The 22,941-nt window shown below is 58.2% G+C and carries 16 protein-coding genes and 2 riboswitches; of the genes, 6 read left to right on the top strand and 10 right to left on the bottom strand.

All coding sequences use genetic code 11. The features are described 5' to 3' along the window. Position 1: 1 nt before the first annotated feature. The gene (locus P1U71_RS13320) at positions 2-1,213 is read right to left on the bottom strand and encodes an MFS transporter (RefSeq protein ID WP_301106104.1); all 1,212 of its coding nucleotides are present in this window, start codon (positions 1,211-1,213) and stop codon (positions 2-4) included. A 170-nt stretch (positions 1,214-1,383) separates the two neighbouring features. Further along, a riboswitch (TPP riboswitch) is annotated at positions 1,384-1,482 on the top strand. Positions 1,483-1,535: 53 nt separating this feature from the next. Between P1U71_RS13320 and P1U71_RS13315 the strand changes: the two genes are divergently transcribed. From P1U71_RS13315 to P1U71_RS13300, 4 genes are all read left to right on the top strand, one after another. Then, positions 1,536-2,279 (top strand): hydroxyethylthiazole kinase, encoded by a 744-nt coding sequence (locus P1U71_RS13315; protein WP_301106103.1) that lies wholly within the window; start codon positions 1,536-1,538, stop codon positions 2,277-2,279. Beyond that, positions 2,276-3,364, top strand: a complete 1,089-nt coding sequence (locus tag P1U71_RS13310) for a TRAP transporter substrate-binding protein (RefSeq protein WP_301106102.1) — start codon at positions 2,276-2,278, stop codon at positions 3,362-3,364. The genes P1U71_RS13315 and P1U71_RS13310 overlap by 4 nt, the downstream gene beginning before the upstream one ends. 206 nt (positions 3,365-3,570) lie before the next feature. After that, the gene (locus P1U71_RS13305; protein WP_301106101.1) at positions 3,571-3,828 is read left to right on the top strand and encodes a GlsB/YeaQ/YmgE family stress response membrane protein; all 258 of its coding nucleotides are present in this window, start codon (positions 3,571-3,573) and stop codon (positions 3,826-3,828) included. A gap of 36 nt (positions 3,829-3,864) precedes the next feature. Continuing rightward, entirely contained in the window at positions 3,865-4,707 is an 843-nt protein-coding gene (locus P1U71_RS13300; RefSeq protein ID WP_301106100.1) for a hypothetical protein, read from the top strand. Here P1U71_RS13300 and P1U71_RS13295 read toward each other — a convergent pair. The 7 genes from P1U71_RS13295 to P1U71_RS13265 form a co-directional block, all read right to left on the bottom strand. Next, complete coding sequence (locus P1U71_RS13295) at positions 4,697-10,882, bottom strand: type I polyketide synthase (RefSeq protein ID WP_301106099.1); 6,186 nt, start codon at positions 10,880-10,882, stop codon at positions 4,697-4,699. The two genes, P1U71_RS13300 and P1U71_RS13295, sit on opposite strands and share 11 nt — an antisense overlap. Before the next feature lie 73 nt (positions 10,883-10,955). Beyond that, entirely contained in the window at positions 10,956-15,464 is a 4,509-nt protein-coding gene (locus P1U71_RS13290; RefSeq protein WP_301106098.1) for a MupA/Atu3671 family FMN-dependent luciferase-like monooxygenase, read from the bottom strand. 123 nt (positions 15,465-15,587) lie between these two features. Further along, positions 15,588-16,223, bottom strand: coding sequence for a glutathione S-transferase family protein (locus tag P1U71_RS13285; RefSeq protein ID WP_301106097.1), 636 nt, complete (start codon positions 16,221-16,223; stop codon positions 15,588-15,590). 16 nt (positions 16,224-16,239) lie between these two features. Further along, complete coding sequence (locus P1U71_RS13280) at positions 16,240-17,931, bottom strand: thiamine pyrophosphate-binding protein (RefSeq protein ID WP_367281194.1); 1,692 nt, start codon at positions 17,929-17,931, stop codon at positions 16,240-16,242. A 99-nt stretch (positions 17,932-18,030) separates the two neighbouring features. Next, complete coding sequence (locus tag P1U71_RS13275) at positions 18,031-18,828, bottom strand: iron chelate uptake ABC transporter family permease subunit (RefSeq protein WP_301106095.1); 798 nt, start codon at positions 18,826-18,828, stop codon at positions 18,031-18,033. After that, the gene (locus P1U71_RS13270) at positions 18,821-19,606 is read right to left on the bottom strand and encodes an ATP-binding cassette domain-containing protein (protein ID WP_301106094.1); all 786 of its coding nucleotides are present in this window, start codon (positions 19,604-19,606) and stop codon (positions 18,821-18,823) included. The genes P1U71_RS13275 and P1U71_RS13270 overlap by 8 nt, the downstream gene beginning before the upstream one ends. 3 nt (positions 19,607-19,609) lie before the next feature. Next, a complete protein-coding gene (locus P1U71_RS13265; RefSeq protein WP_301106093.1) occupies positions 19,610-20,074 on the bottom strand; it encodes a Fur family transcriptional regulator in 465 nt (154 codons plus the stop codon). A gap of 90 nt (positions 20,075-20,164) precedes the next feature. Between P1U71_RS13265 and P1U71_RS13260 the strand changes: the two genes are divergently transcribed. Next, complete coding sequence (locus P1U71_RS13260; protein ID WP_301106092.1) at positions 20,165-21,142, top strand: zinc ABC transporter substrate-binding protein; 978 nt, start codon at positions 20,165-20,167, stop codon at positions 21,140-21,142. Between the two features lie 7 nt (positions 21,143-21,149). Here P1U71_RS13260 and P1U71_RS13255 read toward each other — a convergent pair whose 3' ends face one another. After that, a complete protein-coding gene (locus P1U71_RS13255; protein WP_301106091.1) occupies positions 21,150-21,464 on the bottom strand; it encodes a TraR/DksA C4-type zinc finger protein in 315 nt (104 codons plus the stop codon). Positions 21,465-21,564: 100 nt separating this feature from the next. After that, positions 21,565-22,128 (bottom strand): TMEM165/GDT1 family protein, encoded by a 564-nt coding sequence (locus P1U71_RS13250; RefSeq protein WP_301106090.1) that lies wholly within the window; start codon positions 22,126-22,128, stop codon positions 21,565-21,567. An 82-nt stretch (positions 22,129-22,210) separates the two neighbouring features. After that, positions 22,211-22,318: riboswitch (yybP-ykoY riboswitch) on the bottom strand. Positions 22,319-22,450: 132 nt separating this feature from the next. Between P1U71_RS13250 and P1U71_RS13245 the strand changes: the two genes are divergently transcribed. After that, positions 22,451-22,941 (top strand): DMT family transporter (locus P1U71_RS13245; protein WP_301106089.1); only part of this gene is annotated, 491 nt, incomplete at its 3' end.

The raw sequence follows: 22,941 nt of genomic DNA, 5'->3' as shown, positions 1-22,941 counted from the left end.
TCTACTCAGCCGGGCTAACGCTCGGCTGAATGGACCGACGAACACGCCCCGGCAGAAGCAGTGCCGCGAGGGAGATCAGGACGGCGACGATCGCGACAACGGTGATTACGCCGGAAAAGCCAGCTCCCGACTCCAGGATGAAGCGCGCCGCAAAAAGCGACAGCGCCCCAATCACCAGATTCAGCATCAGCTTGACCGACATCACCTTCGTCCGCCAGGCATCGGGCACATAGCGCGCGATAACGGTATCGGTTATCGGGATCTGGCCGAAGACGAACGCCATCGCAACCACCGTTGCAAAGAACAGAGCATAATTTGTCTGGGTCGCCATAATCCCAATCAGGACAGGCTGCGCGAGAGCGATCACGAACAGCACCGGCTTGATCCGGTATTTGTCAATCAAACGACCGACCACGAGCTGCGCGAAGGCCGCAAGGGCATAGACGAGCGCCGCCAGCAGGCCCGTGGTAGCGATATTCGTCGTCACGGCGGGCAGGCTCACCTCGAACATGCGCGGGATAATAAAGGTCATGGTCCCGAAGACAAAGCCACCGGCGGACGTGACCAGCGAGAGGGCGACCAATGCTCGCTTCCACCCCGGAGCAAAACCAACGATATCCTTCTCCCCGGCGGGCATGGCCGGTGGACGGGCGCCGCCACGTCGGGCGAAGATATAAAAACCAATGCCGGTCAGGATCGCGACAATTCCGGGAACGATGAAAGCCAGCTGCCAGTTATAATCGGCGAGAATAAAGCCCGTGATCAGCGGCGCGGCGGCAACACCCATATTCCCCCAGACACCATTAATTCCAACGCGCCAACCAACCCGACCACCACCCTGCACCACCATGGCAATGCCAACCGGATGGTAGATTGAGGCAAATAGCCCAATTGCGGCAAGGCCGATGGCGATTTGTAACGGTGACTGCGCAAAACTGGTGGCAATAGCGGCAAGACCAATTCCGATAAAGAAGACGGTGATCATGCCGACACGGTTCCATTTATCGGCAAGATAGGCGGCAAGAGGCGCCCCGGCACCAAAAAGAATAAGCGACGGGATGCCATAGGGTATCATCTCTGCATAGGCGCCATCTTCGGCAAGGCCAAAATAGAGCCCGGCGCTGAACGCCGCCTTGGCAAAGATCAGCATGAACAGATGATCAACAAAATGACCAAAATTAAGGAATGTAAATCGCATCTGCTGCTGGGTCACGGAACTTATCCTGTTCTGGGGCGCCACCGCCGGACGGTATCCGCACTTTTTTATTACAGTAATTTATCATAAAGGCAGATGGCCTGTCACAAGAGTTTTTCTACCCTCTCGGGTTAGAAATATTGATCTGATTTTCACATTGCAAAGCGAATGAAAACCCCTAAAATGGCGGCTACTCATCGGGGTGCCGTAAAGGCTGAGAAGCGCAAGCTGACCCGCAGAACCTGATCCGGTTAGAACCGGCGGAGGGAATTGAGGCCGGGTCATCCTAGAATATGTACATCGCGCCCTTCCCTTCAACGAATGAATGGAAGGATTTTGTATGCCCGAGGATATGTCCCACCAGCTGTTGCAGGCGATGAACCGCCGCCGCCCGGCCGTGCATTGCCTGACCAATACCGTTGTACAGGCACTGACCGCCAATATGCTGCTGGCTGTCGGAGCCATTCCCTCCATGTCAACCGATATTGCCGAAGTGGCGGATTTCACCGCCGGGGCGAACACTCTCATCGTCAATCTCGGCACACTCGACCAGGACAGGAAAATGGCGATTGAGGCGGCGCTGGAAACCGCGCGGGAGAATAACATTCCCTGGATACTTGACCCCGTGCTGATCGACCGAGCGCCAAGGCGCCTCGCCTATGCGCAGGAGCTTATCAATAGCGGCCCTGCCCTGATCCGGGGAAACAAGGCGGAAATTAGCGCGCTCTCCCCCACCGAAAGCCCCGCCAATATTGCCCGGAAAACCGGTGCGATCGTGGCCGTGACCGGTAAAACGGACTTGATCGCCAATGGGACGCAAGAAGTCACCCTCACCGGTGGCCATGAGATGATGAGCCGGGTCACCGGTATCGGCTGCGCCGGAACGGCCTTGTTGGGTGCGTGCCTTGCGGTGGCCCCGGAAAGTCAGCGTCTTTCGGCGGTGGCCGCAGGCCTCACTCTTCTCGGGAAAGCGGGGAAAGAGGCCGCGAGGAACGCGGCAGGTCCCGGCAGTTTCGCCGCCATGATCCTCGATCAGATATATCAAATAAGCCAATCCAGCCTTCATGAAAGGAAGGAATTATGACGAAACAATCTCTCTCTCGCCGGAATTTTCTTGCCGCCTCCAGCATTGGGGTGGCAAGCGCGGGACTCTTTCCTGCGCCCGCGCTCGCCAGCGGGAAAAGGCAATGGAAGATGGTCACCTCCTGGCCGAAGGGCGCTCCCGGGGTCGGTGTCACCGCGCAGCGGCTCGCCGACCGCATTACCAGCATGAGCGATGGCAAACTAACGGTCAAACTCTATGCGGCGGGTGAACTGGTGCCTGCGCTTGAGGTTTTTGGCGCGGTTGGTGGCGGCACAGCCGAGCTTGGGCATACCGCGTCCTTCTTCTGGCAGGGAAAAGCGAAGGCAAGCGTCTTCTTTACCACCGTTCCCTTTGGTCTGACCGCGCTTGAGCATATGGCCTGGATCAATCAGGGCGACGGACAGGAACTTTGGGACAAACTCTATCAACCTTTTGATATCAAACCTTTTATGGCCGGCAACACGGGCATTCAGATGGGCGGTTGGTTCAAGAAGGAGCTGAAATCCCTCGATGATTTGCGGGGCATCAAGATCCGGAGCGCGGGGCTCGGCGGTGACCTGTTTGAGGAAATGGGCGCAACCTCCGTCCTGCTGGCACCGGGAGATATTTTTCCCGGATTGCAGAACGGCCTGATCGATGCCGCCGAATTTCTCGGCCCCTGGAGCGACCGGGCCTTCGGTTTTTATAAAGCCGCACCCTATTATTACTGGCCCTCCTTCAACAAGCCGAACGGCACCGCCGAATGCCTCGTCAACCGCACCGCCTATGAGGAATTAAGCCCTGACCTGAAAGCGGTTGTCGCCAATGCCTGCCAATCTGAGAATGCCATCGGGCTTTCTGAATCCGACTGGGAAAATGCCCGGGCGCTCGAAGACCTGGTGCAGAACAAGGAGGTGAAGCTGCGCGAATTTCCGAAGGAGCTACTGACGCGCGCGCGGGAACTAACGCCAGGCCTGCTGGACAGTTTTGCGACCGGAGACCCGATGGCGGAGGAGATTCTTTCCTCCTACCGGACCGCGCTTTCGCTTTCAAAAAGCTGGTCGCGGATCAGCCGCCAAGCATTTTTCGCGGCCCGCGATACCTGAACGTCACACCACCACTATGGTGATATGACCGAACAATTCCGGCATTTTTGATACCATTATGGTACCGTTTTCTGTAAAATCATGGGAATTCGGCACCATAATGGAGATACCGATACCGCCGACTAGGTCAGGAAATCCACCTTGACACTCGCTCGCACTCCCTCCCTAATGTACGGGTGCGGGAACTATGAAAGAGGTGGATTGTCATGGGAGTGGAAAGTCTTCTCATCTTCTTGCTGATCGGTGCTGTCGCTGGCTGGCTGGCCGGGCTGATCATAAAGGGCTTCGGGTTCGGCCTGATCGGCAACATTGTCGTCGGCATTATTGGGGCCTTTATTGCCGGGTTCGTCTTGCCGAAAATCGGCATTGACATTGGTGGCGGCATTCTGGCGGCGATCATCCATGCAACGATTGGCGCAGTAGTGTTCCTGTTCATCATCAAACTCATCAAATCACGAGGCTGACGCAACCGAAAACCGGAGACTGCGTTGGAAGAAACCATGTCCTTGCAGAACGGCCTCATACTTCTAGGCGTGCTGATCGTCTTGGCTGTCATCACCGGATTTGCCGGGATGCGTCTTTTCTACGGATCGATCTACAAATTCGAGCCGGCGACCGGCGGCCCGGAAAGCTATACCCTCGACGGCGTTCGCGAAGTGACCTTCGCCTCAGAGGACGGGGCAGAGATCACCGCCTGGATCAAGCCACCGGTAGATGATGCGCCAGTCATTCTCTATTTCATGGGGAATTTTACCTCCATCGGCCCGTCCGTTGGGCGGCTGAAACCCTTTCTGGGCAAGGGTTTCGGTGTGGCCGCTCTCGTCTATCGTGGATCAAGCGGTAAGGGCGGCACCCCGTCGGAGGACGCCTTCGCCGCAGACGCCCGCGCCCTGTATGACCAACTGGATAAGCTGATGGACATGGACATTCCCGAAAACCGGCGCATTGTTCATGGATATAGCCTTGGAACGGGGGTCGCTGTGCGTCTCGCGGCGGAGCGGTCCGTCGCTGCGCTAACTCTTGAGGCAGCCTACGCGCGGTTCTGCGATTATTTCACCGATAAATACCACGGGTTGCCCTTTTGCCGCCTTATGTCGCGGGAGCGCTATGATTCAATTAACCGGATAGAGGCCATCAACGCGCCGCTTCTCATGCTGCATGGGGAGCAGGACACCGCCATCCGCATGCACTCCGCCCGGAAGCTGTTCGAGGCTGCGGCAGAGCCGAAATCATTCAGGACCTATATGGACGGAAATCACGTTAATCTTGCGGAACAAGGGCTGATCGAGGACAGTCTCGCCTTTTACAAGACGCATGTTCCGGGCACTCCGGTCACTGATTAAGCAACAGCTCGTTCAGGATCTTGCCAATCTCGTTGATTGTCGGGTCGATCATCATATTGAAATGGTCGCAGTCGAAGATCATCACCTCGACATTGCCGGAAACAAACTTTTCCCAGCCAAGCTTCGGCCCCGCCCGCAGGAAGTCCATGCTGGCCTGACTTCCCTTGAACAACAACACATCATCCGGATAATCCGCCGGGCGATAGCGATGCTCCGCCGCCAGATAGGCGCTGGTCATTCGCTGACCAACAAGCTCATCCGGGATTTTCCTTCCTTTTTCAAGAAGCTCGGCAATTTGCTCCATTTCACGTCCGGCGGCACGGCTTTGCCATTTCCGGAGGGGCCATTTTAGAGCAAAAGCGAGACTCCAGTGACGCGCCGTCCAGAGCTTTTCGATAAAACTTACCGGCTGCGGATCGATGTCCGGCGACAGGGTATCGAAGAAAACCAGATTTCCCACCTCATGCCCGGCGGCACGCAGCTGTTGCGCCATCTCAAACGCAATCACCCCACCCCCGGAATATCCGGCGAGATTATAGGGTCCCTCAGGCTGGTTCTTCAGCACTGCGGTCACATAGCAGCTTGCCATCTCCTCGATGGTTTCATGGATTTCCGTCTCCCCGTCGGACCCCAGCGCCCTGAGCGCATAAAACGGAATATTCGCATCGATATAGCCGGAAAGAGAGCGGAAGTTGAGCACATTGCCACCCGCACCATGGACCAGATAGAGCGGCTTCACATGCGGCGACCCCTTCTTGATCCGAACGAGAGGCGACCACCCGTCGGACGGGGCAGGGGCATCCGCGCCATCGGTCGGCGTCGCGGTCTCCACATCGATATTACCCTTCGCAATCACCACATCCGAGAGCAGGCGCAGGGTCGGCGCCTGAAACAGGGTGGCAAGCGGCAGGTCTGTATCATATTCCTTGCGGATCTTCGCAAACAACCGCACCGCCGCCAGCGAATGACCGCCAAGATCGAAGAAATCGGCATCCGGTTCGGCCTGATCCACACCAAGAAGGTCGGACCAGAAGCCAGCGATGGTTTCCTCGACCGAGTTGGCATAGGCGGCCGCGTTTCCGGATTTTTCCTTACGGCCCTCATCTGTCTTTTTGCGCCGCTGTGCGCCGATACGTGCCATTTCACGGGAAATATCCGCCATCGATGTCGGGGAAACGACGATCGCGCGGGCATCGGAATTCAGAATGCGGTTGAACACGGCGGGCGCATCCGCAGCGGCAATGCCTTGGGCAATCATGATATCGACGAGTTGCTCCGGTGCGCTTGTCGTATCGAAGCTGGTGCCTTCGATCCGGCTGAGCGCAAATCCTTCCCATATCATCAGGGGGGCGCCCTTCTCGTCCGAAAAGACAACATCGAAACTTGCGAACCGGCCCGGCGTTTCCGCGACAAGGCGCGCCCGCGCAGCAAAACGCGACGGCAGCGGCCCCAGAATGCGTAAGCGATCAACGGACATCGGCGCATAGAAGGCGCCTTCACTCCCAACATCGGAGAGGAGATTAAGGCCAATGGTCGCCGCCGTGTCGGTCAGCCCGGGATGAGCGGCATAGAGATCAAGATCCGCAAGAAATGCATCCGGCAAGGCGAAATCCGCCTCGATAATATTCGTTCCAACGCGAATCTGCCCGACATTATCCCAGCGCGGACCAAAATCGATCAGTTCCTCTTGCGAATCCTGTCCGCTGTTATCGGAAATTGAGAGACTGCCCGCCGCCTGCAAGCCCGCGGGCAGTTTGCGATCTGTCAATCGTTTCAGCACGAGGTTGGCACGGCAATGCTCCACGAGCGGCGCGTCAGCGGAGATGCGGCTCTGCACCTGGAAATCATAGCCCCGCTCCGTCGGCGTGAGGGTAACCACAACCCGCGCACGGACAGCGTCCACAAAGACCATCGGGCTCATAAGGGACAGCGACTGGATTTCCCATTTGCGCCCTGCCGCCGCCTGTTCCATAGCCGCACGGGCAATCTCGATGTAGGCGGTTCCCGGCAAGACCGGCACGCCGCCAACCACATGCTCGGCAAGCACCCACAGCTCCGCCGGATCGTAATAAGAGGCGAAAGAAATGACGCCTTTGTCATCGGTCTTCAGCGGCCCCAGCAACGGATGGGGCCCGATTTCATCCTCTTCCTGGCTCCGATAGGCACGTGCGGCCATGCCGATATCGCGCCACACGCCCCATGAAATGGCCAACCCATCGCTGCGCGACGCGGCAAGGCTTTCCAGATAGCTGTTCGCCGCGACATAATCAACCTGCCCCGGCGGCGCGGTAACCACAGAGGTGGAGGAGAAGACGGCAAAGAAATCAAGCTCACCTTCCGGCAGCAGAGCGGAGAGATTCTCACCGCCATCTACCTTCGGCGCGAGTACTTTATGCGTATCTTCAAGACTCTTTCCGAGCATCGGCGCATCGTCCATGATGCCCGCCCCGTGAAAAACACCCTCAATCCCGCCGAATTCCGCGCGGACTTTCTCGATTGCCTTGCCGAGCGACGCTTTGCTCGCGACATCGGCACTGAGGATCAGGACGCTCCCGCCCGCTGCCTCAATCTCGCGGATCACATGAATGGCATGCGCGGTCCGGCTGTTTGGATGTTTGGCAAGAACAACATCCCACTCTGTGTCGCCAGGGAAGCTTGAACGGCCGATCAAAGCGACTTTCGCCTTGGCCCCGGTCCCAAGATAACGCGCAAGTTCCAGCCCGATGCCGCCCACACCACCGGTAATTACATAGCGTCCGCCGTCTTTCACCCGCTTGGGCAGGGTATCGACGGAGGCGACCATCAGGGAGTCCAGCTGCTGCGCATAGCGCTGTCGCCCTCGGAAGGCAATGCAGTCATCGGCAGTATTCCCGCCCTGCTCATCAAGGATGGCGCGTGCCGCCCAAATCGGGTCATCTCCCGTCTCCAGATCGATATATTGGGCACTGAGGCCCGGAATTTCCCGTGGCGCGACGCGCACAGGACCGATCAAAGTGCCCAGCGCGGGATAGGGCACCGGTTCCCCGGCGACGGAAAAACCGCCACTTCCGATAAAGGTAAGGCGCATGTCGTCGGACGGATCGGCGGACTGAATGGCGCGGGCAAGACAGAAACCGCTATCGAACAGCCCTTCCTGCCCGTCCACCGCCGCCGCCATGGGCCAGGCATGAATAATATGGGTTGGCATCTTGCCAAGATCGGTGAAGAGCGCCTCATAGTCATCGGTCACATCCGGCGCAAGGCGATAGCCGCCCTCCTCTTTCCGGAACTCGTCACCGGGGCGGACGATGGTCACATCCTCCCGCCGTTCGGAAAGCTCCTTCACAAGGGCGTCCGAGACCGGATCCCCGCCATGGAAAAGGAGCCAGTGGCCGCCATGGCGCGCCTCCGTGGGCGGAATCGGAGAGAATTTCCAGCTTTTGGTAACAAACCAGTCGTCGGGATTTTCCTGCCGAGTGAGATGTACCGATTTATCGCTATCCGCCTCCCCCGTATCCGCCGTGCGGCCTAACCCCGGCTCGATCCAGTGACGGTCCCGTGCGAAGGCATAGGTTGGCAGGGAAACACGGCGGCCTCCCGCGCCCGGTAGCTTCTCCCACTCCAGCGTGCCGCCGACAGTCCAGATTTGCCCTGCCGCCACCAGTGCGCGCGCCATATCGTCATCCATCTCCTTCGGCGGACGACCCGACGAAATAACGGCGAGTGGCTCATTCGCGCCCCGGCTCATTTCCGCGAGCGGACCCAGGGTCTGCCCCGGCCCCACTTCCAGCAATATCCGGTTTGGCTTTTCAAGCACCGTCTCAACCGCATCGGCGAAGCGGACGGTATGGCGGAGATGCTCGACCCAATAGTCTATGGTCGAGAAATCACCATTTTCCGGCCAATTCCCACGGAGCGTTGAGACAAAGGGGATGTCCGGCGCCGCCAGTTGGATGCCCTGAATGCCATTTCGGAAATTATCAAGCTGATCATCGAGAATGCGGCTATGGGCGGCGACATTGATACGCACCCGCGTGGCTTCATACTCCGTGCCCTTGAGCTCGCTCTCCAGCGCGTCGATTGTCGCGATCTCACCCGACACCACACAAAGATCAGGCGCATTCAGCGCGGCAATATCAAGCCTGTCCCCGATCAGTTCGGTCACCTTTTCGCGCGGCGCCGGGATAATACTCATCGCGCCGGCAGCGGCGGCATCCATCACCTTGCCGCGCCAGACGACGATTTTAAGGGCATCGGCAACCGACATGACCTTGGCGATAACCGCGCCCGCATATTCCCCCGCGCTATGGCCAAGAACAGCGGCCGGTTCCACGCCCCAGCTCATAAACATCATCGCATAGGCATATTCGAGGATAAAAAGCGCCGGAATGGCATAGCCGGACATTTCCATCTTCGCCCGGGCGTCCGCATCATCGAGGCATTTTTCGAACATGACACTGCGCAGATCGGCAGGGGCGTCCGCCGGTATCTGCGCGAAGCAATCATCCACCGCCGCCCGGAACGCATCAGAACTTTGCAGTAAATTCGCGCCCGCGCCCGGATACTGCGCGCCGCCGCCCGGAAACATAAAGACCACCTCTGCCTTCGCGGTTCCGGCGCTTCCCTCTGCGACATGACCCGGAAGGTCCTTCCAAAGCCCGGCTTTGAGATCGTCTGTGGTTTTCGCAACGACAGCGCGGCGTTCGGTAAATTCACGGCGACCATGGCGCAGGGTATAGGCGGCATCGGCAAGGGACGGCATCTCCTTTGAAACGACAAATTCCCGCCATTTCTCCTGCAACCCGTCAAGAGCGGCTTTATTCCGCGCCGAGAAGGGAAAGAGCCGCCAGCTTTCAGCATTCAGAGCCTCGGGACGCCGGGGCGCCTCCTCAATAATGGCGTGGGCGTTGGTGCCGCCAACACCGAGGGAGTTGATCCCGGCGCGGCGCGGAATACTCCCTCGCGGCCAGGGTTTGCTCTCGGCCATCACATAAAAGGGACTGTTCGCGATATCAAAGCGGCTGTTGGGTGTCTTGTAATTGAGCGACGCGGGCAGAATGTCATGACGCATGGCCTCCACCACCTTGATCAGGCTGGTTGCTCCCGCCGCCGTGTCCAGATGGCCGATATTGCTCTTGACTGAGCCGATCCCACAAAATCCAGTGCCGCCTTCACCGTAAACCTGCGACAGCCCGGCAAGCTCAATCGGATCGCCAACCGGCGTGCCCGTACCGTGAGCCTCGATATAGCTGATGGTATCCGCCGGGACACCCGCAATGGCGAGAGCTTCCGCCGCTGCTTCCGCCTGACCATCAACGCTGGGAGCAAGATAGCCCGCCTTCTGCGCGCCGTCGTTATTGACCGCCGAGCCAATCAGCACCGCCTTGATATCATCGCCATCGGCCAGCGCATCCTCCAACCGACGCAAGACAACTAGCGCGGCACCCGAGCCAAACACGGTCCCCTCGCTGTCATTATCGAACGGGCGGCAGAGGCCGTCGGGCGACTGGATCTCTCCTTCCGCGAATTTATAGCCATGGCGATGCGGCAGCTCGACCGTGACGCCACCGGCAATCGCCATATCGCATTCCATGGAGAGCAAGCTGGCCGCCGCCTGATGCACGGCAACGAGCGAGGTGGAGCAGGCCGTCTGGACCGCCACGGAGGGGCCCTGCAAATTCAGGATATAGGACAGCCGGGTGGTCAGAAAATCCTTGTCATTGCCGGTATGACGAAGCAGGAACAGGCCAATTTCCTCGACCAGGTCAGGATTCGTCAGCAAGTTGAACGGCAAATAGGCCTGCATACCGGAACCCGCAAAAACGCCGACCCGGCCATCGAAATTCTCGGGCATATGGCCCGCATCCTCCAGCGCCTCCCACGCGCATTCAAGGAAATGGCGATGTTGCGGATCGAGGATCGAGGCTTCCCTCGGGGAAAAGCCGAAGAATCCCGCATCGAAGCATTCCATGTCGGAGAGGTAGTTCGCCGCGCGGACATAGTTCGGGTCCGCCAGCTCCTTCGGGCTGACGCCATTGGCGAGCATTTCCTCATCGGTGAACCAGCGCGTGCCAATGCGTTCATTCGCCATCAGGTTCCAGAGCTGCGCAACCGAACGCGCAGACGGAAATCGTCCGGCCATGCCGACAATAGCAATCCTCTCAGAAGCCTGAATTCCCTCAATGCTGTCTGTCATTTTCCCGCTCATTTCCGCCGTGCCCGGCGGTGCCACTTATGGTGGCAGGTCTTCATCCTGCCAAAAATCACAGTTACTGTACAGTCGTGCCAGTTCTTCTCGTCATCCGGGCGCGCCGTGCTGCTGCCCGCTCTGCCCCACGCTTGGCCGCCGACGACTCCCCATCTGTCTTACCATCACCATCGAGATGACCGGCCAGTGCCTGAATGGTAGAAAAACGGAACATATCCGTAATCGCCACTTCCTTGTCGAACAGCTCCTTCAGCCGACGCTGCACCTGCACCACCAGCAGGGAATGCCCGCCAAGGTCAAAGAAATTGTCGGTCACGCCCACTTCGGCAAGACCAAGCGCCTCGCACCAGATCTTGGCGATCGCGGCTTCCGTATCGCTCTGGGCCGCCTCCGTCGCGGCATTCGCCTGCCCTTGCGGTTTAGGAAGCGCCTTACGGTCGATCTTGCCGTTCGGCGTTTGCGGCATCACGTCCAGCACAATCACCTGCGACGGCGTCATGAATTCGGGCAGACGCTCACCCAGCTTTTTGCGCACTTCCTGCGGGTCGATCTTGTGGCCCGGCGCGGCCGTCGCAAAGGCGACAAGGCGTTTATCGCTATCGCCGGTCTCGAAAACAGTGACGGCGGCGTCCTTCACTTCGTCCAGCGCCCCGAGTTTAGCCTCGATCTCACCAAGCTCAATCCGGTGGCCCCGCACCTTGACCTGATTATCCATACGGCCATGGAATTCCAGATTACCGTTCGGCATATGGCGGACCAGATCGCCTGTCCGATAGTAACGCCCTTCGGCAGTATCAAGGAACCGTTCCGCCGTCAGCTCTTCGCGCTTCCAGTAACCATCCGCAACGCCATCACCACCGATCCAAAGCTCCCCGGCGACGCCGCTCGGCAGTGCCTGACCAAACTCATTACGCACGGAATAGATCGTATTGGCAATTGCCTCACCGAGAGGAATGGTTTCTTCCACCTTTTCAAGATTGGCGACCGACGACCAGACGGCCGTCTCCGTCGTGCCATACATATTGAGGAGCGAGCCCTTCAGATGAGAGCGCAAGTTCCGCGCAAGATCGGGCGGGAAGCCTTCGCCGCCGACCATCATCACCTCCAGCTTGCCAAGCGCCGTCCGGCCCGCCTGCTCCGCCACCAGGAAGGAGGCCATGGACGGCGTGCATTGAAAATGGGTGATGTCATGCTCGACTATCTGCTCCGCGACGGAGGCCTGACGGGCCACACCGCCTTCGGCCAGCAGATTATTCTTCAGATCATTGATATAGGTGAGATGCTTCAATACCAGATCCGTATCGACGCCGAAATCGATCAGGCAGGCAATCTCGTCCACGCCCATGCGGGCAATTTCACGGACCAGCTCCTGACAGCTGTCCGGCGTCCCGAACAGGCCGCTTGTCTGATAGTAACGCTCGAACGCGTGATCAAGCAGGGCATCCGTCTCTTCCTCGGTGAGTTCCTGTTTTTCAAAGACTTCCTGCGGTGTCACACCGGTCGCATCGGCCTTCTGCTTGAAGGTCGGCGAACTCCAGGAGGCGCGGCGCAGGAGATCGACTGAGCTTTTGAGGTACCCTTTCATCGGTTCCCGTACGGTTTCGCGCACCTGATCCTCATCCTCGCCCACGAATGTATGCAGCATGAGGGAAACCTTGCCGTTACCGGGGTGACCCGCCTCACGCCAAGCCATACGATAGGCGCGGATTTTTTCGGCCACGTCCTCAAACTTTTGGCCCAGAAGATGGGTCAGCACATAGCAGCCCTTTTCCGCCGCCGCGGCGAAAGTTTCCGGGTTACCCGCCGCCGTCAGCCAGAGCGGGATATCCCCGTTTACCGGATGCGGCAGGGTGGATACCTCAATCTCTTCGCCCTTGTGGTTCGGCAATTTGATGCTCTCACCGCGCCATAGTTTACGCAGGGTATCGACGCCATCCAGCATCACATCTTTACGGTTCTCGAAATTCTCCGGCTGCAGCACAAAGTCATTTGGCTGCCACCCACTGGCAAGGGCTATCCCGGCGCGCCCGGCGGAAATATTGTCCACAAGCGCCCAGTCTTCAGCCAGCCGAACCGGATTATGCAGCGGCAACACGCAAGAGCCCGCGCGAATGCCAACATTCTTCGTCATCGATGCCACGGCGGCGGAACTCACCGCCGGATTGGGATACAAACCGCCAAAGGCATGGAAATGCCGCTCCGGCGTCCAGATTGCCTCGAACCCGTTATCATCGGCGAATTTCGCGCCCTGCAGCAACAGGCGATAGGCTTCCGGCCCACTCCCTGAAACTTCAGAGGCAAAATAGAACAGGCTGAATCCCGGCACCGTCGCCTTGGAAACACCGTCGGTCTGGAGCACAATGGTGAAGCCCCGCGCAAGGCTCCAGAAGATTTCGAGTACTGAAATATCAAAGGAAACCGACGTAATCGCGAGCAGCCGTACCTCCCCGTCATGGGGGACGGTCAGGTCCGTGCCGGTAAAGAAATTGACAATATTCTGATGGGTCAGCATCACGCCCTTCGGCGTGCCGGTCGAGCCCGACGTATACATCATATAGGCAAGATCGGAAGGTTTCCCGACGGGCGGACTGAAGTCGCCCTCTGTCGCGTCAGGGTAGATAATTTTCTTCGGATCGAGACGAAATTTAAACTCGGTCGTCGGGCTGGCAATGATCAACGGCGCGTTGCTGTCCTCAATCATAAAGGCAACACGCTCTGCCGGATAGGCTGGGTCTAGCGGTAAATAGGCCGCGCCCGTTTTCAGGATCGCGAGCAATGAAACGATCAGGTCGGTCGATCGTTCAAGACATAATCCAACGATTACGCCCCGTCCTGCGCCACGTGCGGCAAGGGCGGCGGCAAGCGCATCGGTGCGCGCTTCCAGCTCTGCGTAAGAAAGCACATCCTCATCGGCTTTTAATGCAATGGCGTCCGGCGTCTTGGTGACTTGGTCGCGGATGACGTCATGAATACGTTTGTCGCGCGGATAATCGATGCCCATGGCGTCCATCCCGGCCTGTTTCTCGTCCGGGTTGGTCAGCGGTAGGTCTTTTAACGCCGTCTCTTTTTGGGCAGCAAACGCATTCAGGAAAAAGGCAAGATCGCGGCCCATGGCAGTGAGGATATCGCGCGCATAAAGCCCCGTCTTGGCGATCAGGCGCGGATTATCCCCAAGCGCAAGAACGAGCCGGCGATCGCCCAGCAGCTCGGCATCCGTCCCGTTTTTCCCGGTGACAGCTACGTTCAACGCCCGCAAGGCAACATCGCGCGCCGACGTATCAGGCAGGCGGGCGACCAGATCAATGCTCCGTGGGCCCTTGGCGTCCCCTTCCGACCTGATCCCGATGAAAGACTGAAGGGTATCAGTCACGCTGACATCCGCATCGATCGACACGGTGACAAGCTGGCTTTCCGCGATCAGCGGATGCGCCGGGACGCCCGCATCAACACCGCAGGAAACGGTCTTCGCCCCCATCAGCAGCGAATGCCAGGCGAGAAGACCGGCAGCGGCCTCTTCCAAGTCGAGCGGCTGACTAAGTGGAACGGGCACGGAGGTTCCGCCCGCCGCTGTGTCGCGGTTCGATGGATAAGGGGATTGCAGGGGCTGGGCGCTCGCGAGCACGTCCTGCCAATAAAGCTCTGCCTTCGCGATGGCCGTCATTTCCTCATCGGAAAGCGCCGGAAGCGGCGGGACTTGCGCGCCCACCTGCAGCCCGACAGCGTTCGGATGGCGTGGCTCCCCGGCGAGGCAGCGGAAGGCGCCAAGAGTTACATCATGATTGCTTGCGGAAATCGTAATGCCATCGTCATCCAGCGAGACAACATGCCCCGGCGCATTGGTGGCCGGGCCATCCTGAACGGTAAGCGAGCCAACAAGGGAAATGGATTTACCCGTCCAGAGCTTCGCCGCACCCAGCGGATTGGCATAGGCGCCAAAGTCAAGCGCGCGAACGAGCCGGTCAAGCTCACCGGCTGTCCGGGTGAAATCAAGCGCGCCAAGGGCCGCAGGCCGCTTTTCGACGTTATAGCGGGTTTTGTCGTGGCCCTGCTCCTGCGGGCGGACTGAATTGGATTTGAGTTCTTCGACCAGCTCGGCGAAGGACGCGAGCCCGGCCTCATAACATTTCGCATTGAGGCTCATGGACGTTTCATCGGACGCAATCTCAACGGTCCGGGATTTCAGGATACGACCCTCATCCGGGGTGGCGAGCATTTCATGCCAGGTGACCGCGTGGGAAGTCTCCCCATTCATCAGCGCCCAGGAGGTGACATTGATGCCAGTATATTTCGGCAAGGGTCCGTCAAAGAAATTGATGGCGAATTTGTTTGGCTGAACCGGAAGATGCTGCGGAAAGATCGTCAGGTTGACGATGCTGAACAGATAATCATAGGCGAGCCCCTTAAGTCCTTCGTCCTGCGGATCGCCGAAAATCGGCAGACCTTCGGCCTCCGCCCAATTACGAACACGTGGTTCGCGGGTCAGGATTGCGGTAATTTCACCTCCCGCGCGCCGAAACTCTTCGGCACATTGAACAAGTAACGTTCCTTCACCAATGAATAGCCCGTTCATTTTTGAAACCAGGTCCTTCGCCTTCGTATTTTTGTTGTTGTACTGAACTCCTTGAACTCAACATAAAAATAACCTGTTTATTAACCCTTAACGGTCGGAAATATTTCTATCCTATTCTCGGCCTCAGCCCGGAGCTGGAACGTCTGATACATAATGCGGAATGTGATACCCTTTCTGCACGGCCGGACGACCCGCAATACGATTGTACCATCCCTTCACATTCGGAAAATGATTGAGATCAATCGTCTGCCACTCAAATCTTGAAATCCAGGGCCAGATTGCGATATCGGCAATGCTGTAGTCGCCCGCGACATAGTCACGCTCCGATAGCGCGGTATCGAGCACCCCGTAAAGCCGCTTTGTCTCCAAAAGATAGCGCTCCTCCGCATAGGGCGCCTTGCCGGGGTTGAAGCGGACAAAATGATGCGTCTGTCCGGCCATCGGCCCAAGCCCACCCATCTGCCACATCAGCCATTCCATCATCTGCCAGTAGCCCGCCTCGCCCGAGGGGATCAACTTGCCGCCCGCCTTCTTCGCGAGATAGAGCATGATCGCGCCGGATTCCATCATCCGCGTGCCCGTATCATGATCAACAATCGCCGGGATACGCCCATTGGGGGAAATCGCCAGAAACTCCGGCGTTTTCTGGTCCCCCGCCGTGATATCGATAGGTTTTACCTGATAAGGGAGTTCAAGCTCTTCAAGTAAAATAGAGACTTTCCGCCCGTTCGGCGTGCCCCAAGTGTAAAGATCAATCATGTCTGTTGTCCCTTCTTCAAGAGGTTGTTGCCTTCTGCCCCTGCTCCCGCGCCGCCGAGAGGCTCTGTTCCGGCGTCAGCGCCTCCGGATCGACAATCACCTCGATGACCGCCGCCGTACCAGAGGCCTGCGCCGCCGCGAAAACATCCGCAAAATCCTCCGTCCGGGTCACCTTCTCGCCAAACGCGCCATAGGCACGGGCCAGCGCCGCGAAATCCGGGTTGGCAAGCGTCGTCGCATGCACACGGGAAGGATAAGTCCTTTCCTGATGCATACGGATCGTACCGAGCATACCGTTATTCACAATGACGAAGATCACATTTGCATTAAACTGCATCGCCGTCGCCAATTCCTGTCCGAGCATCATAAAACAACCGTCCCCGTTGAAACTGACCACGGTTCGCTCCGGCTCTGTGATCTTGGCACTGATCGCGGCGGGCACGCTATAGCCCATCGCGCCACTCGTCGGGGCCAGTTGAGTGCGGAATGTCTTGTGCTGGAAGAACCGGTGCGCCCAGACCGCATAATTTCCCGCGCCTGCGGTGATAATCGCCTCCTCGGGCAGGATCTCGTTCAGCCAGGCGACGATCTTGCCAAGATTGACCGGTCCCGGCACCTCGGTCGGCTTGATCCGCGCGAGATAGTCGGCGCGGGCGTTCATGACCCAGCCTTCGCGCGCCTTCGCGCCACCTGGCGCCATGGCGCATGCAGCGGCGGCGAACTCCGGCATGCGGGCGTTGATCGCGATATCGGGAAGATAGACACGGCCGAGTTCCGACACGCCGGGATGCACATGGACCAGCGTGATGGCCGGGTTCGGCACCTCGATCAGGGTATAGCCCTGCGTCGTCATCTCGCCAAGGCGCGGCCCGACGACCATTAGCAGATCGCTCTCCCTGATCCGTTTCGCAAGCTTGGGGTTGATCGCAATGCCAACGTCGCCCGCATAGTTGGGATGGCGGTTATCGAAACAATCCTGCGAGCGCAGCGACGCCCCGACCGGAATGCCATGATTTTCCGCGAAGGCCTCGATATCCTTGACCGCCGCTTTGGTCCAGGTGGCCCCGCCGACAATCATGAAGGGCCGCTCCGCCACAGCAAGCCGTGCCTCCAGCGCCATCATATCGGCAGCGGCCGGCGCGATGGACGGGGTTTTCGCCGGATGGGCAATGTCCGCCACTTCCACCATATCGGTCAGCATATCTTCAGGCAGCGCCAGCACAACCGGTCCCGGCCGCCCTGACAGCGCGGTATGAAAGGCACGGCTCACATATTCCGGGATGCGGCGGGCATCGTCGATTTCAGCCACCCATTTCGCCATTTCGCCAAAGACACGGCGGTAATCCATTTCCTGAAAAGCCTCCCGGTCGATGGCATCGCGCCCGACCTGCCCAACGAAAAGGATCATCGGCGTGCTGTCCTGAAAGGCGGTGTGCAGCCCGATCGAGGCATTGGTCGCGCCGGGCCCGCGCGTCACCATGCAGATGCCGGGCCGCCCGGTCAACTTGCCATAGGCCTCCGCCATATTGGACGCACCGCCTTCATGGCGCGTGTTGATCATGCGGATGCTGTTGGCGTGATTATAAAGCCCGTCGATTACGTCGAGATAGCTCTCCCCCGGCACACAGAAAACGGTGTCCGCCCCCTGAATTGCGAGTTGATCGGCGAGGATTTGCCCGCCTGTCCTGACTTTCATCGACCCTGTCATTCCCGTCCCTTGATTATGGCTGTTATACGGATGCGTGATCCTAACAGATTGTCGGGGCAAGCCAATGACAAGATTCAACTTTTCATCGTGAGGCGACCGTCACGCGCGGCGGCGCATCGCCGCCACCGTGGAGAGGAGGGCAAAGATGACCGCGGCGGCGGTAACGATACTTGGCCCGGAAGGGGTATCGAACTCGACGGAGCCCGAAATCCCGGCAATCACCGCGATCAGTCCGAAGATCGCCGCCCAGATCGCCATATTCTCGGGCGAGGAGACAAGCTGTCGTGCCGTCGCCGCCGGAATGATCAGCATTGAGGTAATCAAAAGGATGCCGACGATGCGGATGGAGACCGCAACAACGATGGTCATCAGCAGCATGAGAAGGATATTCGCCCAGACCGTATTCACCCCTTCGGCGCGAGCGAGATCCTCATTCAGGGTCATCAAGGTGAGCGACGACCAGTTGAAAACCAGTAACCCGATGACCACCAGGCCACCGCCATAGATCCAGTAAAGATCGCTGATCCGGACGGTCAGAATATCGCCGAACAGATAGCTGTAGAGATCAAAGCTCACATTATTAAGGAAGCTCAAGGCCACCATCCCGATGGAGAGCGCCGCATGGGCAAGAATACCCAGCAAGGTATCCGTCGCCAGCACCCGGCGCTGCTGCAACCAGACGAGGAGAAAGGCAAACAGGGTGCAGATAATCACCGTGCCGAGATTGATATTGATGCCGTACAAAAGCCCGAGCGCAATGCCAAGAAGCGCGCTATGAGCAAGCGAATCGCCGAAATAGGCCATCCGCCGCCAGACCACGAAACAGCCCAGCGGGCCGGCAATCAGCGCGACGCCGATCCCCGCCGCGAGCGCGCGGAGGATAAAATCATCAACCATCAAGCTTTTCCAGATGTTCGTGGGTGTGGGAATGGCCGTGATCATGAGGGTGAGACCCTTCATCATGATCGTGGTCATGATCATGGCTGTGGTTATAAACCGCCATCAGGCGCGCCATGTCATTGCCGAACAGCGAAATAAACTCCGGATCGCGGGTTACCATATTCGGCTCCCCATGACAGCAGATATGATGATAGAGGCAGACTACCTCCCGCGTGCTCGACATTACCAGATGCAGGTCATGGGACACCATCAGGATGCTGACGTCCCGCTCGGCATAGATCTGCTCGATCAGCTTGTAAAAGGCGAGCTGCCCCGTCACATCAAGATTCTGCGCAGGCTCGTCCAGCACCAGCAAATCCGGCTCATCCAGCAGCGCGCGCGCAAGCAAGACCCGTTGCAGCTCCCCGCCGGAAAGCACATGGATCGGCTGCTCAAGAATTTCCTCAATCGCGGTTTCCTCTGCGACTTTCTGAAGAACATCCCGCGATGCCTTCTTGCGCAGGGTCAGGAACCGCCGCACCCGGATCGGCACCGTATGATCCGCCACCAGCCGCTGCGGCACATAGCCGATTTTGAGACCGGCGCGTCGCACCACCTCCCCCTTTGAGGGGGCATAGAACCCCATCATGCATTTCAGCAGCATGGATTTGCCCGCGCCGTTCGGCCCGATGATGGTGATGAAGTCTTTTTCGCCAATACTGAGCGATACATCCTCAAGGATGGTCTTCCCGTCGCGGTACACACTAACCCCGCGGGCCGAAAGCAGGTCGGTCATGAACTAATGAACTCCGCGACAATCACCGCATTCGCCGGTGATCTCAAGCGTGACATGTTTTATTTCGAACCGGTTGCGCGAGCTGGTCTTTGCCACCGCGTCAACGATATCGAGATTGCAACATTCCTTTGCCTCCCCGCAGTCGGAGCAGATCAGGAAATAGCATTCGCGATGCCTGAGCGGATGGCTACAGCCGACAAAGGCGTTCAGGCTGTTGATCTTGTGCACCAGGCCGTTTTCGGTAAGGAAGTCGAGCGCGCGATAGACCGTCGGCGGCTTGATCGCGGCGATCCGTTGATCCAGCTGATCGAGAATATCATAGGCCTTGATCGGCCCATGGCTTTGCCAGACCAGCTCCAGCACCTTGCGCCGGACATCCGTGAAGCGCAAATCCCGCTTATCGCAGATCTCCTCGGCCCGGTGGAGCGCTTCGGCAATACAGTCGCTATGGGTCGTACAGTTATGCATTATCTTTTTTCCAAAAGGCCGGTTGACATGGTTATGTTATAATATAACATTCCGTTTCTTCGCAACCAGAAACTTGAAATTTGACCCGCCATGACACGTTTTCTTTTCCGCCTTATCATTTTGTTCCTGTTGCCCGCGAGCGCCTTTGCCGCTGAAAAAGCGGCGGTTGTCACCACAATCAAGCCGCTGCATTCCCTGGTTCAGGGTGTCATGGGCGAGACGGGGGACGCAACGCTTCTCATCACCGGCATCGCGTCACCGCATGGCTTTTCGCTCAAACCGTCACAGGTGAGCGGCCTGCAGGATGCCGGGGCCGTCTTCTATATAGACGAAGCATTCGAAAGTTTCCTGAAAAATGCGCTGGCGGCCCTGCCCGAAGATGTGAAAAAAGTTCCGCTCTCCCATGCGGAAGGAGTAAAGCTCCTGGAGCGACGCGAGGGCGGCGCCTGGGACGAGGATCATCATGATCATGGCCACAGCCATGCCTACAGCGATGATCACGATGATCACGAAAAAGAGGGTCATGACGATCACGACGGCCATGGCACAGAGGCGGACAACCTGCATCTGTGGCTGGACCCGGAAAATGCCATATATATAACCCGTGCCGTCACTGTTGAGCTGGGTCGCCTCTATCCGGAGAACCGGACGGTTTATAAAGAAAATGCGCAAAAACAGATCGCCCGGCTTAACGAGCTGGACGCGGAACTGCGCGCCCGCCTCGCCCCGCTAAAGGGGAGGTCCTATATCGTGCTGCATGACGCCTATCCCTATTTCGAGGCACGCTATGACCTGATGGCCGTGGGGTCCCTCACTCTGGAGCCGGACGCCCCCGCCTCGGCGAAGCGGCTGAAGGAAATCCGGGAGAAAATACAGGAAACCAGTGCTGTCTGCATCTTCCGGGAACCCCAGTTCGATGACCGGCTGTTACAAACGGCCGCAGAGGGGCTTCCGGTCAAGCTTGGTGTGCTCGACCCACTTGGCGCGGACCTCGAACCGGGTGAGGAGCTCTATTTTACAATGATGAATACATTGGCGGATAACCTCGCGGAATGCCTCACGGATTAGCGTAGCGCTAAACCGCGCAAGCGATGCAGACGGTGGTATAGGGCAGTGCCACAAGTCGGGCTTCGCTGATGTCACCGCCGCAGGAGGTGCAGGTCTGGTAGTTCCCGGCCTCGATCCGGTCCAGAGCAACCTTGATCATCTCGATCTCACGGATCACGGTTTCTTCCATCCGCTCATCCACCTCATCGCCCTCGCGCTCGATGGCCTGTTCCCCGAAGGAAGCACTGTGAGTGCCACGCAGTCGCTGCTCAATCGATTCCAGCCGATTGACCTCTTCTGCGAGCTTGTCCCGTAATTTCTTTTCGGCTGCTTTGATATCCACGGCTTATCCTCCTGAAAGATCCTGTTTCTTCAAATAGTGCCGTTTCGCGGAAATAGCATTGATATGAATCAAACATCATCTCCAACCAGAACGATCTGCATCATGCAAGGCCTGTCACCAGCGAATAAAGGCCGGTCGCCACGAAGACCACGGCGGCGGCAGTCCGCGCGGCGCGCAGCGGGATATGCCGCATCAGGGCCGCCCCGAAGAAAATAACCGGCACATTGGCGACCAGCATCCCGAGGGTCGTACCAAGGGTAACAAGGACCAGCGAGCCGAAGTTCGCGCCCAGAAGAACCGTCGCGATTTGTGTCTTGTCACCAATCTCGGCAAGGAAAAAGAGGATCAGGGAGACAAGAAACGCGCCATAAGTATCCCAGCGCGATGTCGGCTCACCCTCCTTATCCGGAATAAGCAGCCAAAGGCCAACAACGATAAAGCTGCCGCCGATGACCCATACCCCCGCTGTGCTTTCAAGAAACTGCCCGAGCCACACCCCCGCCCACGCCGACGCCGCATGATTAAGAAGCGTGGCGATCAGAATACCGGCAATAATGCTCCATGGCTTGTTGAACCGGGCGATCAGAAACAGGGAGAGGAGCTGGGTCTTGTCGCCGATTTCCGCGAGCGCGACGGTGAGGACGGAGGTAAAAAAGGCTTCCATATAAATCTTCCGGCGGGACAATAAACCAAAGACAAACACCGGCCTCCCGCGGATGGGCCGTTATTTGCCTTAGGTCTTGTCGGCATTGCGAGTGTTTGCAATGCGAACCTGCCACAAGCCTTGAGGGCTTGAGTATGTTGACAGGCTCACGCAACCGAAGTTGAGCGGACTACTCCCCTATGACGCCGCGCAAGCTAGCAATCTTGACCGCCTTTGTCCATGGCAAAGCCAAATTCGAATATCATGCCTGATTTCGGATAGTTTTAACGGGCGGAAAGTGACATTGTGAATCCACCGGGGTTTCCGGATATGAGGGAAAAATATGTCGTCGCGTGCCTGGGTTATTCTGCTTGTGCTGTCGTTTCTCTGGGGCGGCACCTTTTTCTTTATCGAGCTGGCGCTTGAGGATTTCACGCCCTTTACCATCGTCTGCCTGCGAGTGCTGATCGCTGCGCTCGCGCTATTTACCTATCTCAAGATCAAAGGCGAGGCGATCCCCCGCGATTTGTCGCTTTGGGGCGCGTTTCTTGTGATGGGAGCGCTCAACAATATCATCCCCTTCAGCCTGATTGTCTGGGGGCAAACGCATATCACGGGCAGCGTCGCCTCGATCCTGAACGCGACGACACCGCTTTTCGCGGTTATCCTCGCGCATTTCCTCACGGCGGACGAAAAACTCAACCGCCACAAGCTTTTCGGCGTCCTGATCGGCTATGGCGGCGTGGTCGTCATGATGAAGCCGAGTCTGGCAGAGGGGTTCAATTTCGAAAGCATCGGGCAGATCGCCATTCTCGGCGCGGCGCTTTCCTACGG

The organism is Sneathiella sp. (genome assembly GCF_029233945.1).
Classification (GTDB): Bacteria; Pseudomonadota; Alphaproteobacteria; order Sneathiellales; family Sneathiellaceae; genus Sneathiella.
The sequence above is the reverse complement of the archived record's forward strand: the minus strand, read 5'-3'. Positions and strand labels throughout refer to the sequence as shown.

Coding starts and splice junctions, on each gene's coding strand:
- P1U71_RS13315 (WP_301106103.1), top strand. CDS start 1,536: ATGCCCGAGGATATGTCCCACCAGCTGTTGCAGGCGATGAACCGCCGC.
- P1U71_RS13310 (WP_301106102.1), top strand. CDS start 2,276: ATGACGAAACAATCTCTCTCTCGCCGGAATTTTCTTGCCGCCTCCAGC.
- P1U71_RS13305 (WP_301106101.1), top strand. CDS start 3,571: ATGGGAGTGGAAAGTCTTCTCATCTTCTTGCTGATCGGTGCTGTCGCT.
- P1U71_RS13300 (WP_301106100.1), top strand. CDS start 3,865: ATGTCCTTGCAGAACGGCCTCATACTTCTAGGCGTGCTGATCGTCTTG.
- P1U71_RS13295 (WP_301106099.1), bottom strand. CDS start 10,882: ATGACAGACAGCATTGAGGGAATTCAGGCTTCTGAGAGGATTGCTATT.
- P1U71_RS13290 (WP_301106098.1), bottom strand. CDS start 15,464: ATGAACGGGCTATTCATTGGTGAAGGAACGTTACTTGTTCAATGTGCC.
- P1U71_RS13285 (WP_301106097.1), bottom strand. CDS start 16,223: ATGATTGATCTTTACACTTGGGGCACGCCGAACGGGCGGAAAGTCTCT.
- P1U71_RS13280 (WP_367281194.1), bottom strand. CDS start 17,931: ATGACAGGGTCGATGAAAGTCAGGACAGGCGGGCAAATCCTCGCCGAT.
- P1U71_RS13275 (WP_301106095.1), bottom strand. CDS start 18,828: ATGGTTGATGATTTTATCCTCCGCGCGCTCGCGGCGGGGATCGGCGTC.
- P1U71_RS13270 (WP_301106094.1), bottom strand. CDS start 19,606: ATGACCGACCTGCTTTCGGCCCGCGGGGTTAGTGTGTACCGCGACGGG.
- P1U71_RS13265 (WP_301106093.1), bottom strand. CDS start 20,074: ATGCATAACTGTACGACCCATAGCGACTGTATTGCCGAAGCGCTCCAC.
- P1U71_RS13260 (WP_301106092.1), top strand. CDS start 20,165: ATGACACGTTTTCTTTTCCGCCTTATCATTTTGTTCCTGTTGCCCGCG.
- P1U71_RS13250 (WP_301106090.1), bottom strand. CDS start 22,128: ATGGAAGCCTTTTTTACCTCCGTCCTCACCGTCGCGCTCGCGGAAATC.